Origin of the sequence: Bacillus sp. CD3-5, from assembly GCF_006349665.1 — a bacterium.
GTDB classification, from domain to species: Bacteria; Bacillota; Bacilli; order Bacillales; family Bacillaceae_G; genus Bacillus_A; species Bacillus_A paranthracis.
Genome location: NZ_VEPX01000005.1, coordinates 275,318 through 290,650 on the forward strand (window position 1 = coordinate 275,318; position 15,333 = coordinate 290,650).

Genomic DNA, 15,333 nt, shown 5'->3' on the forward strand with positions numbered 1-15,333 from the left:
TAAGGAAGTGTCAAAACAATGAGTTTTACATTAAATAAATCGATTATTAAAGAAGTATGCGGAGAAACCTCATATAAAAGAGGCGAAGCTTATTATAAATCAAATAAAGTAATCGTGAATTACTATGATGAAACGAAAGAAATTTGTGAGGCGACGGTAAAAGGGAACGAGGATTTCCATGTTACAGTAGAAAAAGCTAAGAAAGGTGATGTTGTTGCGAGATGTAGTTGTCCTTCGTTAGCATCTTTCCAAACGTACTGTCAACATGTTGCAGCTGTGTTGATACAAATAAATTATAACCAGCAAACGGGTGGAATGGGCTCTGTTAGTAGCAGAAATGATCAATTAACAAACGGGATGTTTCAGTTGTTTGCAGATAAACCACTGAGGCCAAAAAGTAAACAACATCGGTTTGATACACGTGAAATATTAGATGTTGCGTTTATATGTTTACCAGTAGCGACGAAAAGCGGTGGGGCTCTTCTTGGAATTCAGTTAAAACTTGCGAAAACATATTTTATAAATCATATTAGAGAATTTCTTTCTAAAGTGGAGAAGAGAGAGACTTTTCATTGTTCCAATGAATTTACATATACGCCAGATGTACACAGTTTTAAACAAGAAACAGACGCGATTATACAACAACTCATTAAAATATATCATAATGAAAAAATGTATGAAGATGCACTAGAAGTACATGCGAAACAAGATGAAAGTATGATATTTATACCGCCAGCTTCGTGGAATGATATGCTCTCTGCACTTTCTAGAGCCGAGTATGTACAGCTGAAACAAAATGAGCAACTGTTTCAGGGATTACACATTTCAAAAGGGTTATTGCCATTACATTTTGAGTTTACGAAAGGGAATAATGGCGGGTTTACCCTTCATATAGACGGTCTAAATCGTGTTCGAGTTATGGAGATGTATAACAACGCTCTTTACGATGGGAAATTATATCATTTACCTATGGAAGATTGTATGCGACTTATTGAATTACAAAAGATGATGAGTCGCTCAAATAGCAATCAGTTTTATATTCCTGAAAATAAGATGGAACATTTCGTAGCGAAAGTTGTGCCTGGATTAATGAAACTTGGAACAGTGCGCATTGATGAAGTAATATCCGATCGTGTTGAAACGCCGTTGCTAAAAGCAAAGCTGTATTTAGATCGAGTAAAAAATCGTTTGCTAGCAGGGCTCGAATTCCATTATGGAAACGTCGTGATTAATCCGCTAGAAGAAGACGGGCAACCTTCTGTTTTTAATCGTGATGAGAAAAAGGAAAAAGAGATTTTAGACATTATGAGTGAAAGTGCTTTTGCGAAAACAGAAGGTGGCTACTTTATGCATAATGAAGAAGCTGAGTATAACTTTTTATATCACATCGTTCCAACGTTAAAAGGTTTAGTTGATATTTACGCGACAACAGCAATCAAATTACGTATTCATAAAGGGGATACAGCACCACTTATTAGAGTGAGAAGAAAAGAAAGAATTGATTGGTTATCATTTCGTTTTGATATAAAAGGAATACCGGAAGCGGAAATTAAAGGAGTATTAGTCGCTCTGGAAGAGAAACGTAAATATTACCGATTAGCGAATGGTTCTTTATTATCACTAGAGAGTAAAGAGTTTAATGAAATTAATCAGTTTGTAAAAGAATCAGGTATTCGAAAAGAATTTTTACGTGGGGAAGAAGTGAATGTTCCGCTTATTCGGAGTGTAAAATGGATGAACGGACTTCATGAAGGTAATGTTTTAAGTTTAGATGAGTCTGTGCAAGATTTAGTTGAAAGCATTCAAAACCCGAAAAAATTAAAGTTTACAGTGCCACAAACTTTACATGCTGTAATGAGAGAGTATCAAGTATACGGATTTGAGTGGATGAAGACACTCGCCTATTACCGTTTTGGCGGTATTTTAGCAGACGATATGGGACTTGGAAAAACGCTGCAAAGTATTGCTTATATAGATTCTGTTCTGTCTGAAATTCGAGAGAAGAAGCTGCCTATATTAGTCGTTTCACCGTCCTCGCTTGTTTATAATTGGTTTAGTGAATTGAAAAAATTCGCTCCACATATTAGAGCAGTTATTGCAGATGGAAATCAAACAGAACGGCGAAAAATCTTAAAAGATGTAGCAGAATTTGATGTCGTAATTACGTCATATCCATTACTGAGAAGAGATGTAAGATCGTATGCGAGGCCGTTTCATACACTATTTCTTGATGAAGCACAGGCGTTTAAAAATCCGACAACGCAAACTGCAAGAGCAGTGAAAACAATTCAAGCTGAATATCGTTTCGGACTAACGGGAACGCCTGTAGAAAATTCATTAGAAGAGCTATGGTCTATCTTTCACGTCGTATTTCCAGAATTATTACCAGGAAGAAAAGAATTCGGTGATTTAAGGCGTGAAGATATTGCGAAGCGCGTAAAACCGTTCGTATTAAGACGACTAAAAGAAGATGTATTACAGGAGCTTCCAGATAAAATAGAGCACTTACAGTCATCGGAGTTATTACCAGATCAAAAGAGACTATATGCTGCTTACTTAGCGAAATTAAGGGAAGAAACATTAAAGCATTTGGACAAAGATACGTTACGTAAAAATAAAATTAGAATTTTAGCCGGCTTAACGAGATTACGACAAATTTGTTGTCATCCCGCTTTATTCGTTGATGATTACAAGGGAAGTTCAGCTAAATTTGAGCAACTGTTAGACATATTAGAGGAATGTAGAAGTACTGGTAAGAGAATTTTAATCTTTTCTCAATTTACGAAGATGCTGTCCATTATTGGTCGTGAATTAAATCGTCAAGCAATTCCATACTTTTATTTAGACGGGAATACACCTTCGCAAGAACGTGTAGAACTATGTAATCGGTTTAACGAAGGAGAAGGAGACCTATTCCTCATTTCTTTAAAAGCTGGTGGTACAGGTCTTAACTTAACAGGCGCTGATACGGTTATATTATACGATTTATGGTGGAATCCAGCTGTTGAACAACAAGCAGCAGATCGGGCATATCGAATGGGGCAAAAAAATACAGTACAAGTTATTAAATTAGTAGCACACGGAACCATTGAGGAAAAAATGCACGAACTGCAAGAGAGTAAGAAAAATTTAATTGCTGAAGTGATTGAGCCGGGAGAAGAGAAATTATCATCAATCACGGAAGAAGAAATTCGAGATATTTTAATGATCTAATAAAGAAAGCTATGCCTTCAAATATATGAGGGCATAGCTTTTTCGTTGTAATAATTATATTTTGTTTTGTACAAAGTAAAGAAACTAAATGTTATTTCTTTGTACCTTTACTTTTGTATGGTTTTGCAGCTTTCTTCTTTTTTGCACTTGATTGCCAACGGTTCCACCCTTTACTTCCTGTACCTTGTCCTACACCTTTTTTCGGTTTTGCTTTCGTTTTACTCATATAATCACTCCGTTATATAAAAATCTAATTTGATAATAGTCAATGATTTAGAAAATACTCTTTATAAATGACTATGTTTGCTTTAAGGAAAACAAACTGCTTGAATGCTATAGTATATCATGAATTTGCAAGTAAACTGAAAGGAATTACAAAGAAAATGAAAATAATAAGAAATACTGCGGATTCTATATTCCGAACGATCACATTAATTATTGTGTATACGTTAGTTTCGGTCAGTGAAACATTTTTTGGATTGACGAGGCAGAAAAAGTAAAGATGTTAAATTAACAACAATCAATAAAGCCGTAAAATAAAGAATTGAAAAATATTTTAAAACTTTTTGTTGACTTTCTTTATTTTTTGTATAGAATAATCATTAATAAAATGTTTCAGAGATGTGACAACAAAACGACTATGAAAGGACGAGTAGTAGTAGGACGTAGTTTAAGCGAGTCAGGGGTGGTGTGAGCCTGATACGAAGCCTATTATGAAGAACCTCCTGGAGTTGCTAACCGAAATCCTTTATAGGAAAGTAGACTTAGCCGGGAACTTCGCCGTTACAAGAAGAACAGTATCGAGATATTTCATCTCCGTATTGTATAAGTGAGCAACCTCTGTTGCTAATTTGGGTGGTACCGCGGAACCAAAGCCTTTCGTCCCAGTTTTTTGGGAAAGAAGGGCTTTTTTTGTTGGCTTCTTTTCACAACATCCAAACATTTTAGGAGGAAACCACCATGTATCAATCATTAATGACAGTAAGAGAGACTCAAATCGCAATTAAGGAAGTTAAAACATTTTTCGAGGACCAATTAGCAAAACGCCTTGAACTATTCCGCGTATCTGCACCATTATTCGTAACGAAAAAATCAGGATTAAACGATCACCTAAACGGTGTAGAACGTCCAATTGAATTTGATATGTTACATTCAGGAGAAGAATTAGAAATTGTTCATTCACTAGCGAAATGGAAACGATTTGCATTACATGAATACGGATATGAAGCTGGTGAAGGTTTATATACAAACATGAACGCGATTCGTCGTGATGAAGAACTTGATGCAACGCATTCCATTTATGTTGACCAATGGGATTGGGAAAAAATCGTTCAAAAAGAATGGCGTACTGTTGAATACTTACAAAAAACAGTACAAACAATTTATGGAATATTCAAAGATTTAGAAGATCACTTATTTGAAAAATATCCGTTCCTTGGAAAGTATTTACCGGAAGAAATTGTTTTCGTTACTTCTCAAGAATTAGAAGATAAATATCCAGAATTAACACCGAAAGATCGTGAACATGCAATTGCAAAAGAACACGGTGCTGTCTTCATTATCGGAATTGGTGATGCACTTCGTTCAGGTGAAAAGCATGATGGACGCGCAGCTGATTATGATGATTGGAAATTAAACGGTGATATTTTATTCTGGCACCCAGTATTACAATCTTCATTCGAATTATCATCAATGGGAATTCGTGTTGATAGTAAATCACTTGATGAGCAGTTAACGAAAACAGGTGAAGACTTCAAACGTGAGTATGATTTCCATAAAGGTATTTTAGAAGACGTACTACCATTAACAATTGGCGGTGGTATTGGACAATCAAGAATGTGCATGTACTTCTTACGTAAAGCACATATCGGTGAAGTTCAATCTTCTGTATGGCCTGACGATTTACGTGAAGCTTGCAAGAAGGAAAACATTCATCTATTTTAATAGAAGAGAGAGAATAGCTTAAATATAGAGCTATTCTCTCTTTTTTTACTGTGTAAACGAATGGTTTACAGTGAGTTTTACTAATGGTTTCTTTCTTTTTTGGAACCTTTTATGTAATAATTTGTTAAAGGAGGCGACGTTATGAGCTTAGGACAACAACTTAAAAGATTACGAGAGTCACAAGGATTTTCACAGGAAGATGTTGCTAAGAAAATTGGTGTGACAAGGCAAGCAGTGTATAAAGTGAAACTTTAATCAGTGGGCGATTTATCCTACTGATTATTAGTTGAACCAATCGGGCTTTTATAGGCAGTTAATCGCATCTGGCTGCCTTGATTGTGCTTAAAAGCTTTGATGAGATTTACTGCCTGTTAAAGCGGGGTAAGTGGGAACAGGATAAAAGCTGTCCGGATATTGATAATTTAATTTTGCTTAGCGAAATGTATAATGTCACGCTAGATGAATTAATAAAAGGAAACCAAAGCTTTAAAGAAAAAATACATATTGATGAGGATTTTGAGAAAGAGAATGAGTTTGGTTTTTATATTGGATTTGGTTTGCTAATTGTGAGTGCTTTCGTTGATTATGAAGGAATGCAAGAGGTATTATTAGGAATTGCACTATTCATGATGGTTTTTTATTCTGACGTAAAGAAAGTTATGTTGAATGAGTTCAAATCGTTTTTCAAAAGAAAAGATATATTTGATAAGAAGTGAGAAGAGTCAGTTATATTTCCTAGGAAAGATTATAACATGCAATTGAATTGTTTTATAATAATTTTGAAATATTAATAGTATGTTAAAAAGTCCAAACAAGCATAACCCCGTTCTAAAGCTAGGACGGGGTTCAAAATCTAAGTTTTATTAAGCGTAAAGTTTTTTCAAATATTTTTACTTCAGTAAAACATTACTTACTTGTTACCAAGTTCTTCTGCTAAACCAATTAAAATGCCTTCCGTTCCACGAATGTAGCAGAGTCGATACGAATCCTTGTACTGAACTATTTCGCCAACGAGCTGAGCACCATGATTCTTAGTAAGTCTGGATACTATTTCGTCAATGTCCTCAACGGTGAACATGACGCGTAAATAACCGAGGGCATTTACAGGAGCTGTTCGATGATCTGCTATAGTAGGTGGTGTGAGAAATCGCGAAAGTTCAATTCGGCTATGGCCATCTGGTGTTACCATCATAGCAATCTCCACGCACTGAGAACCGAGTCCAGTTACGCGACCAGCCCATTCACCCTCGACAGTAGCGCGTCCTTCTAGTTTTAATCCAATCTCTTCGAAGAAAGAGATTGCGTTATCAAGAGATTCTACAACTATGCTGATATTGTCCATTCGTAGTAATTTGTTGTTTGCCATAGTCTTATCTCCTTATGTATAAAAGTTTATTATTTAATCATGCTCATAATTATACTACTAAGTAGTTACAAATTCCTTTCATTCAAAAACACTTTGTCACAGTATAGGAAAATGTGACAAGGTGTTTTTTTTATGTCATATAGCATCTTGTTAACGAACAGCTTTTGTTTAATTAGGAAGGAAGTAGATTAATATGATTTTTTTATATGTGTTACTGAACATATAAAATTAGATCATCTGCACTAAAGGCTCAATTTTCGCCAGAAATGATTGATGCAGCGCCTCGACACCTGTTACTAAATGAAGGCGGTCAATAACGACAGACACTTTAATTTCTGATGTACTTACCATTTTAATATGAATATCTTCTTCTTTTAAAGTAGTGAACATATTCGCAGCAACACCTGGATTAGATACCATACCAGATCCTACAATTGATACTTTTGCTAAATGATTTTCATATTCTACTGATTCATAGTGAAGTGCCTCTTGATTTTGTTCCAATACTTCTAATGTTTCTTTTAAATCATTAGAATGGATGGAGAAGGAGAGATGAACAGTTCCTTCATTTGTAATACTTTGAATGATGATATCTACATTAATATGTGCCGCTGCTAATGTAGCGAAAACTGTTGAAAGCGAGCCTTGTTCCAATCCTTTCACTGTGATACGTGTAATATTATCTTCAAATGCAATACCTTTAACGATTGATTGTTGTTCCATGTTACATTCTCCTTTTACAATTGTTCCATTTTCTTGTTCCATACTTGAGCGAACTTCTAACATGACATTATGATTTTTAGCAAACTCAACAGCACGCGGGTGTAATACACCAGCACCGAGATTTGCAAGTTCTAACATTTCGTCATAAGAAATTTCATCTAATTTATAAGCATCTTTTACAACTCGTGGATCCGTCGTATATACGCCGGTCACATCTGTGTAAATATCACATTTTTTTGCGTTCAGTGCCGCAGCTAATGCAACAGCAGTTGTATCAGAACCACCGCGTCCAAGCGTTGTAATTTCATGGTTTTCACTAACGCCTTGGAAGCCAGCTACGATAACAATCGTACCTTCAGCAAGATAAGATTGAATTCGATCTGTATGAATGTCAGTAATCCGTGCACTATTATGTACAGATTCTGTCGTAATACCAGCTTGCCATCCTGTTAATGAAATTGCGTTATAACCTTTTGCTTGTAGTGCCATCGTTAATAATGAAATAGTCACTTGCTCTCCTGTTGATAGAAGCATATCCATTTCGCGTTTACTCGGATTTTCTGTAATCGCGTTAGCGAGTGCGACAAGTTCATCTGTACTTTTTCCCATTGCCGAAACGACAGTGACGATACTATGTCCTCTTTCATATTCTTCAATAATTAAATTTGCTACATGTTGAATGCGTTCAACGCTTCCGACAGAAGTGCCACCAAATTTTTGTACAATCGTTTCCATTACGAATTCCTTCTTTCATCCATTTTTAAGAATAGATTAGGACATATATAAATCCCAATATTCCTGTAGTTACCAGAGAAAAACAAAAAACACCATCTCAAATAAGTGAGGATGGTGCTGTTACAGGAAAAGGGAAACAGAAAACGGAGCTAATAAAAAAACCGCCAAAAAAGGAATACCATAAAAATGATATCTCTTTTTTGTAGATAGCTCTTCATACGTACATGTCTGTACATATGACAGTTCTGTTTCTATTCGAAAACAGCCCCAATCGATACATACAGAGAAATATATCGATTTCGGCAATACTTCCTTTCATCTAATTTCATAGACATCTCTGTGTCTCCATTAAAATACTCATAAGTATCGCAACCTCTATCTCACGTTTTAGGCGAGAGTGTTTGATTTATGAAGTTGTTGGTAACATTTGTTTTATAATAATTTAAATTTTTCGAGGAATCAAGTGTTTTATATATATTTTAAAAATTCTATCTTTTTATGAGGAAGTTTGTGAAAAATGTAGCAAAATAAATTTATTACATGTACATTAAAATTATAGTTCATTGGAGGTGGAAGAATGAAAGGGAAAAAGCCTATTTATGTTTCAGCAGAAATGAACACAACAATGGAGAAATTATGGGAATACACGCAAGAACCACATATACATACAGAATGGGATGCTCGCTTTACTGAAATTTCGTATTTAGAAAAACAAGAAGGAGAACCACAGAAATTTTTATATAAAACAAAGATCGGATTTGGACTTGAAATAGCTGGAGAAGGTGAATCGATAGGTGAGATAAGGAAAGAAACGGGAGAACGTATTTCTTCTTTAAAATTTTGGACGGATAATACATTATCTCTTATTCAAATAGGGCGTGGTTATTGGAAGTATACACCCTGTAAAGAACATATTCATTTTGAGACGCAATATGATTATGATACGAGGTATGGTCGTATAGGGAATGTAATAGATTTCTATATGTTTCGGCCGTTATTAGGCTGGGCAACTGCTTGGAGTTTTGATGCTTTAAAATTATGGTTAGAAAAGGGGCTTCACCCTAGATTACTAATTAGAAAAACAATGACATATTGGCTCGTATGTTTTTTATTTGCATTTGTATGGATGTATCAAGGGATCTTCCCAAAAATAATTTTCAGTCATCCAGAAGAGATGAAGATGCTTTCTGCGAGTATTGATTCAACTGGAAATAATATTGCAATTCTTAAAGTAATAGGGATGTTAGAAATTATTTTTGGTATCATATGGATATTTCCAGTTCCAAAACAAAAATTATTTATACTACATATTTTTATGTTAATAGCTTTAACGATAGTGGCAGGATTTACGAATATCGTAAGCTTTACAGAGCCGTTTAATCCAATTACATTAAACGTTCTACTAATGGGGTTATCAATTGTCGGTTATATAAATAGCTTCGATTTGCCAAGTGCAAAAAATTGCAAGAGGAAGAGAAAGGAATAATGTATGGCTAATATGTATGAAAGACTATTAGGAGATTCTTATAAAAAACTTCATCCAAAATTACAGAAACGCTATGAGATTACAGAAGAAAATAGCTTTACTGGAGAAGGAAAGATGGATGAAATTTACGGTGGTACTTTTTTCGTAAAATTCATATTAAAAATTGCATCGAAGTTTCGAATATTTTTCTCTGAGAGAGGTAAGGGAGTGCCATTTACAATACATAATACCGCTGAGCATGATGAACATGGACATGAACTTGTGCGGTGGAATCGTACTTTTTATTTTTATAATAAGAAAAGATATTTTAATGCGGTAATGAAACTTGATGAAAATGAAATTGTAGATTATTTTGGTGAACCACACATACTTGTTTCTACACTGAATTTTCATATTGATGAGATGGGGGCGATGCATATTTCTTCAAAGAAACAATGGTTGTACATGTTTGGAAGAAAAATCTCTTTACCGAAACTTTTATACGGAGAGGCAAACATTGTTGAAAGTTATGATGACGAATTACAATGTTTTCGAATTCATGTTCAAGTACGAAATCCGTTAATGGGTTCGCTATTTTCATATAAGGGAACGTTTGTGGAAAGGAAATAAACGATATGAGAAATATAATATTTGGTCTTGCTTGTTATATTGTTTTTCTAATATGTGAGTGGCCCGATGTAAATCCTGTTGAAGCAATTATATTATTATCTATTTTGTTATGTATACCGATGTCTTTTTGTATTATTGATAAAAGAGCAAGAAATGGATCATATGTATTATTTTATAAATCCGTATCGTTTTTATATCCGATAGCGGCAATTTGTGCAATGTTATCATTTGTAACAAATCAATATTTATTTGCGATAATTTGGTTTGTATATACGGGGAGCGTTGCGTTATTTGGTATAAATAGATTACTAGAAAGAGGATGGAAACCGTTAGAAGAGACAGCTATCGATAGTGCGTTTATTTATTTGTTTTTAGGTGGTTTCTGGTTTTTTGCTTCAGTAGCAAAGATTTCGATTATGCAGTTTACTTCTGACATTGTTTTACTCACAGCTGCACACTTTCATTATTCGGCGTTTCTATTGCCGTTATCAGCTGGTTTAATAGGGCGGAAGAGAGAAAAGAGCAGTAAAGTATATGATGCAATTATGTTTATTATAGTCATTTCACCGATGACAGTTGCGATTGGAATTACGTACTCAAGGGTATTTGAATTTTTTGCTGTGTTCCTATATTTATGTGCGATTTATGTGTATGGTATTTATGTTTGGCGCACGAAATTTAATGCTATTAGTGCAAAGATTCTCCTGATCATATCGTCTAGCACACTCATGGTAACAATTATGTTTTCACTTATATATTCGTATGGGAATTTGAAACATGTAATGACGATTACAATTGCTCAAATGGTTTGGATTCACGGTGTTGTTAATGGAATTGGAGTAGCGTTACCAGCATTTGTCGGCTGGATGATTGAAAATAGTGCTCCAAATTATAAATATTACGGGAAGCCAATGAGCGGGTTAAGAGGAAATGCGACAGTTGGTGAAGCATTTTTGCATAACAGAAATTTAATAGATAGTAAAGAATACAAAGGTTTAGTTGATAATATGAATGATTTTCATAGTGAGGCATTTGACGTGACGAAGATTCCTTTAAGTATTATTCGCTTTTATGAAAATACAAAAGAGTATGAGTTACAATCACATATTAAATGGACTCGCTGGTTCCGCCCGTTTGCATTTTGCTATGAGAAAATGAGTAAGCGTGTAGGACAAATACATTTAGGAATGGGCGGCAAGTGGGAAACGATGCACGGCTCTATCATAGGGATAATGGATGAGAAGGATGGAAGGGAGAATGTAAGAGCTTGGTTAAGGAAAAATGAAGCAGGAGCATCTATTTTTGTAGCTCTTTACTCAAAACATACGTATAAGAATGAGACATATATGAATATCACATTGCCTCTACCATATTCGAATATGACGGGGGTTTTAAAATTACGTAATGATAATAATAATTTAATTATTACTAGTAAGCTGAGAAGAAATGGTAAGGGAGATGAGGGTATTTATTTGCATACTCGTTTCTTTACAATACGTTTACCATTAGCAGAAACTTTTATTATTAAAGAGAACAAGGATCAAATATTAGTAGCAAAACATAGAATGTGGATATTCGGAGTTAAGTTTTTAGAAATTGATTATGAGATTAAGAAAATGGAGGAGAAGTAAGAAAAGCTTGGAGGGATTCCAAGCTTTTTTACGTATGGGTAAGGGTCATAGCAACTTGTTTATCTAAATCGCGATCCCAAACACGTTGAATTTCAAACGTACCTTTTTCAAAAAATAATGGGAATCTCTCTTTAAACCAATTTTGCATAGGAAGATTTAATGCTGTATCCATTGGCACCCATAATAATTCGCCCTCTGGAGGATTCATAAGAAGTTCGCCTTCAAATGAGTCTGTCCAATAATTGAATACCATATAGCGAACATTTTCTTTCGGATTTACATATTCATCTAATCCCTTAAAACTTAAATTTGAAACAAGTAATCCAGTTTCTTCTTTTACTTCCCGTTTAGCAGCGTGAACGATACTTTCTGGAAAATCTACTTTTCCGCCAGGAGCGATGTAGCCAGGGAAGCCTAGATGATCGGGGCGCTGTATTAGCAGTACTTCGTTATCCCGCTGAATCATACACATCGTGTAAATACGGTGTTCTATATTTTTCCAATTGTTGCTCATTCGAACCTCTCCCCTTATAAAACCTTATAATTTTTAACTATAGTTAAATATGACAAAAAATACAATAATAATACAAAATTATACAAATTACAATTGACTATTACTAATTTTCAGAACTATAATTAGTCTGTTACATCAATACATTGTACTTGAGAGGGGAATATATTCTATGAAAAATAGAATAATCGCAGCAGGCTTAATCGCAGCTAGTATATTATCTTATTCATCTAGTAGTTTCGCACAAACAAAAAAATTTCCAGATGTCCCAGCTAAACATTGGGCAGAAGATTCTATTTACTATTTAGTAGAGAAAGGTGCAGTTACAGGTAACGAAAAAGGAATGTTTGAGCCAGGAAAAGAAATCACTCGTGCCGAAGCAGCTACAATGATGGCTAAAATTTTAAACTTACAAATTGATACAAACGCTAAACCATCTTTCGGTGATTCTCAAAACCAATGGTATACTCCATTCATCGCAGCTGTAGAAAAAGCTGGCGTTGTTAAGGGGAAAGGAGCGGGCGTATTCGATCCAACTGGGAAAATTGACCGAGTTTCAATGGCAGCGATGCTTGTTGAAGCATATAAATTAGAGGCAAAAGTAAAACAACCAGTACAAACAAAATTTGCAGATTTAAATGATAGTTGGGGGAAAGATAAGGCCAACATTTTAGTAGAATTAGATATTTCACAAGGTGTAAATAAAACAGAGTGGTTACCTAATAAAACTGTAACGAAAGCAGAAGCAGCGAAGTTTATTGCAAAGACGGACTCGCTAAAAATAGGTAATCCTTTAGTAGAAAAGGTAGTTATTATTGATCCTGGTCATGGAGGAACAGATCCTGGGAAAGCGACACAAGGATTACATGAAAGTGATATTGTATTAGATACATCTAAAAGATTACAAAGTTTAATAGAGAAACAAACTCCATTCCGCGTGATGTTAACACGTGAAACAGATATTCGCCTTGATGAAAAACAAGGAGAAGACCTTAAAAAGCGTGTGGATTTCGCAAAGGAACATAATGGAGATATTTTTGTAAGTATCCATGCAAATGCTTCTCAAAAACATGATGGATATGGAACAGAAACTTTTTATTATAAAGGATCTGAAAAGAAAGAATTAACTGAACGTGAAAAAGATAGTTATATGTTAGCTAATAAAATACAAAAGAGATTAGTTAAAGCTCTAGATACAAGAGATCGTGGTGTAAAACCAGAAGATTTTTATGTACTAAGAGAAAATGAAATGCCAGCAGTATTAACGGAGCTAGCATTTTTAGATAACAGCGCGGATTATGAGAAGTTAGCTTCAGAATCTGGAAGACAAGTAGCTGCTGAAGCAATTTTTGCCGGTATTTTAGATTATTATGAGTGGAAAGGTTTTGATGTTTCAAAATCTCGTTTAACGAAATAATAATGTTGATTGATAAGCTCATCTTCTATAAAGAGGTGGGCTTTTTATGTAAGTTTGTGTAATTTTGTATCGGAATAAAAAGATATATCGTATTATGTTAATTATAAATAAAATAATGGTAGATTAGTTTATTTTTATCACGTATACTTTTACTGTTGACTATTTAAGAGTTTGTTAGTTTAATAGGGAAAATTATATGATAAAGGGAGGCAAGTTAACACGGGACAAGCATATAAAAAACGTGTTAAAAAATTTATGAAAAAAGTTATTTCTAATGTGTTAGCAGTGACAGTCGCGCTTCAAGTAGTGATGGCTCCAGCAACTTCGTTTGCATCTACAAAAGAATTTCCAGACGTTCCAAAAAATCATTGGGCACTTGAAGCAATTACTGATTTAACGTCAAAAGGGATTATTGCAGGTTACGATAATGGTAAATTTGGCTTCGGAGATGTTGTAACTCGTGAGCAAGTAGCAGCATTAATGTATCGCGCATTAAAACCAGAAGCAAAAAGTGATTATAAAAATCCATACTCTGATATTAGTGCAGGAACGACAATGTTCCCAAAAGAAATTTTAGCATTAACAGATATGGGGATTTTCGTAGGTGATGGTAAAGGGACGTTTAGGCCGAAAGACTCGTTAACGCGTGCGGAGATGTCTGTTATTTTGCAAAGAGCATTTAAATTAGAAGTAAAAGCACCACATACATTTAATGATATAGATGCATCATATTGGTGGGCAAAAGAAGCAATTAGTGCATTGCAATCTAATGGTGTGTCAATAGGGAATGAGCTTGGAGGATTTGATCCATCAGGTGTATTAACACGTGAAAGCTATGCACAATTGTTATATAGAGCGATGCAAATAAAAAAGGATGTTCCTGTTGAACAACCATCATATATTAATCTAGATGTGACATTACCATCTAACGTAACAGCGCAAGAGATTGATAATTATATTCAAAGATTCCATCCAGATAGCCCGTTAGTTGGAATTGGACAAGACTTTATTAAAGCGCAAAATGAGTATGGTGTGAATGCACTATACTTAGCTGCACATGCAATCTTAGAATCTGGTTACGGTAAATCAGAAATTGCATATCGTAAACATAATTTATTTGGTTTAAGAGCATATGATCGTGATCCATTTGCATATGCAAAATATTTACCGTCATACGGACTAAGTATTTCATATAACGCTGATTATGTAAAAAAGAACTACTTAGAAGATGGTGCAAGATATTTCAAAGGTTACACATTGCCAGCAATGAATGTTATGTATTCAACAGATACAGCATGGGCTGGGAAAATCGCTAATATCATGGAACGCATTAAGCCTTTTAATAAAGCAGATTACCAAAATGCAAAACGACTACCGAAAAACCCTAATACATTAAATGTAGAAGTATTAAGTGAAGCAATTCCTTATACAGATTATGCAAAAGATGCAAAAGCTACTGTCCAATCGGTAGGATCTTACTATCAAGTTCCATTCCCGTTCAACAATCCAATTAAGAGTGTACCAAATGTGACACAAAATGAAGTTGGAAAACTAGAAAATGGTACAAAAGTAAATGTATATCGTGAAGATCCAAATGGCTGGGTAGAATTTTCATTTGAAAATGCGCAAGAAAAATATTGGACATTGAAGAAGAACTTAAAATTATAGACAGAAAAGGTGTTTTCATTTATGAAAACA

The 15,333-nt window shown here is 34.6% G+C and carries 14 protein-coding genes, 1 riboswitch and 1 other annotated feature; of the genes, 10 read left to right on the top strand and 4 right to left on the bottom strand.

What is annotated here, in order from left to right; translation table 11 throughout:
* Positions 1–18 precede the first annotated feature (18 nt).
* Positions 19–3,213, top strand: a complete 3,195-nt coding sequence (locus FH036_RS12905) for a DEAD/DEAH box helicase (RefSeq protein WP_044790482.1) — start codon at positions 19–21, stop codon at positions 3,211–3,213.
* Between the two features lie 91 nt (positions 3,214–3,304).
* On the opposite strand, the gene FH036_RS12910 is transcribed toward FH036_RS12905, so the two are convergent.
* The gene (locus tag FH036_RS12910) at positions 3,305–3,439 is read right to left on the bottom strand and encodes a DUF3934 domain-containing protein (RefSeq protein ID WP_000047591.1); all 135 of its coding nucleotides are present in this window, start codon (positions 3,437–3,439) and stop codon (positions 3,305–3,307) included.
* Positions 3,440–3,539: 100 nt separating this feature from the next.
* Between FH036_RS12910 and FH036_RS27115 the strand changes: the two genes are divergently transcribed.
* The 4 genes from FH036_RS27115 (at position 3,540) to FH036_RS12930 (ending at position 5,873) form a co-directional block, all read left to right on the top strand.
* Complete coding sequence (locus FH036_RS27115) at positions 3,540–3,713, top strand: hypothetical protein (RefSeq protein WP_041184099.1); 174 nt, start codon at positions 3,540–3,542, stop codon at positions 3,711–3,713.
* Between the two features lie 131 nt (positions 3,714–3,844).
* Positions 3,845–4,103, top strand: a binding site (T-box leader).
* Positions 4,104–4,173: 70 nt separating this feature from the next.
* Positions 4,174–5,157: an aspartate--ammonia ligase gene (gene asnA, locus FH036_RS12920; protein ID WP_000284917.1), complete on the top strand. Its 984-nt coding sequence runs from the start codon at positions 4,174–4,176 to the stop codon at positions 5,155–5,157.
* A gap of 141 nt (positions 5,158–5,298) precedes the next feature.
* Positions 5,299–5,412, top strand: a complete 114-nt coding sequence (locus FH036_RS12925) for a helix-turn-helix transcriptional regulator (RefSeq protein WP_000052042.1) — start codon at positions 5,299–5,301, stop codon at positions 5,410–5,412.
* Positions 5,413–5,495: 83 nt separating this feature from the next.
* Positions 5,496–5,873: a helix-turn-helix domain-containing protein gene (locus FH036_RS12930; protein ID WP_000920185.1), complete on the top strand. Its 378-nt coding sequence runs from the start codon at positions 5,496–5,498 to the stop codon at positions 5,871–5,873.
* A gap of 194 nt (positions 5,874–6,067) precedes the next feature.
* Here the strand turns inward: FH036_RS12930 and FH036_RS12935 are convergent, their stop codons facing one another.
* Together FH036_RS12935 and FH036_RS12940 are read right to left on the bottom strand one after the other, a co-directional pair.
* On the bottom strand, positions 6,068–6,523 hold the full coding sequence (locus tag FH036_RS12935) for a VOC family protein (RefSeq protein ID WP_000002737.1): 456 nt from the start codon (positions 6,521–6,523) through the stop codon (positions 6,068–6,070).
* A gap of 228 nt (positions 6,524–6,751) precedes the next feature.
* Positions 6,752–7,981, bottom strand: coding sequence for an aspartate kinase (locus tag FH036_RS12940; RefSeq protein ID WP_139895830.1), 1,230 nt, complete (start codon positions 7,979–7,981; stop codon positions 6,752–6,754).
* Between the two features lie 199 nt (positions 7,982–8,180).
* Positions 8,181–8,367: riboswitch (Lysine riboswitch) on the bottom strand.
* A 191-nt stretch (positions 8,368–8,558) separates the two neighbouring features.
* Here FH036_RS12940 and FH036_RS12950 point away from each other — a divergent pair.
* Genes FH036_RS12950 through FH036_RS12960 form a run of 3 tightly spaced genes read left to right on the top strand, consistent with a single transcriptional unit; the run spans position 8,559 to position 11,707 of the window.
* On the top strand, positions 8,559–9,467 hold the full coding sequence (locus FH036_RS12950; protein ID WP_000676652.1) for a DoxX-like family protein: 909 nt from the start codon (positions 8,559–8,561) through the stop codon (positions 9,465–9,467).
* 3 nt (positions 9,468–9,470) lie between these two features.
* Positions 9,471–10,076 carry a DUF4166 domain-containing protein gene (locus tag FH036_RS12955; protein WP_000002641.1) on the top strand — a complete coding sequence of 202 codons (606 nt, stop codon included), beginning with the start codon at positions 9,471–9,473 and terminating at the stop codon, positions 10,074–10,076.
* A gap of 5 nt (positions 10,077–10,081) precedes the next feature.
* Positions 10,082–11,707: a YndJ family protein gene (locus FH036_RS12960; protein WP_001244291.1), complete on the top strand. Its 1,626-nt coding sequence runs from the start codon at positions 10,082–10,084 to the stop codon at positions 11,705–11,707.
* 28 nt (positions 11,708–11,735) lie between these two features.
* Here the strand turns inward: FH036_RS12960 and FH036_RS12965 are convergent, their stop codons facing one another.
* On the bottom strand, positions 11,736–12,221 hold the full coding sequence (locus FH036_RS12965; protein WP_044790473.1) for an 8-oxo-dGTP diphosphatase: 486 nt from the start codon (positions 12,219–12,221) through the stop codon (positions 11,736–11,738).
* Positions 12,222–12,390: 169 nt separating this feature from the next.
* Between FH036_RS12965 and FH036_RS12970 the strand changes: the two genes are divergently transcribed.
* Both FH036_RS12970 and FH036_RS12975 read left to right on the top strand, forming a co-directional pair.
* Positions 12,391–13,635, top strand: coding sequence for an N-acetylmuramoyl-L-alanine amidase (locus FH036_RS12970; RefSeq protein WP_138322196.1), 1,245 nt, complete (start codon positions 12,391–12,393; stop codon positions 13,633–13,635).
* A gap of 255 nt (positions 13,636–13,890) precedes the next feature.
* The gene (locus FH036_RS12975) at positions 13,891–15,303 is read left to right on the top strand and encodes an S-layer homology domain-containing protein (RefSeq protein WP_000756007.1); all 1,413 of its coding nucleotides are present in this window, start codon (positions 13,891–13,893) and stop codon (positions 15,301–15,303) included.
* Positions 15,304–15,333 lie beyond the last annotated feature (30 nt).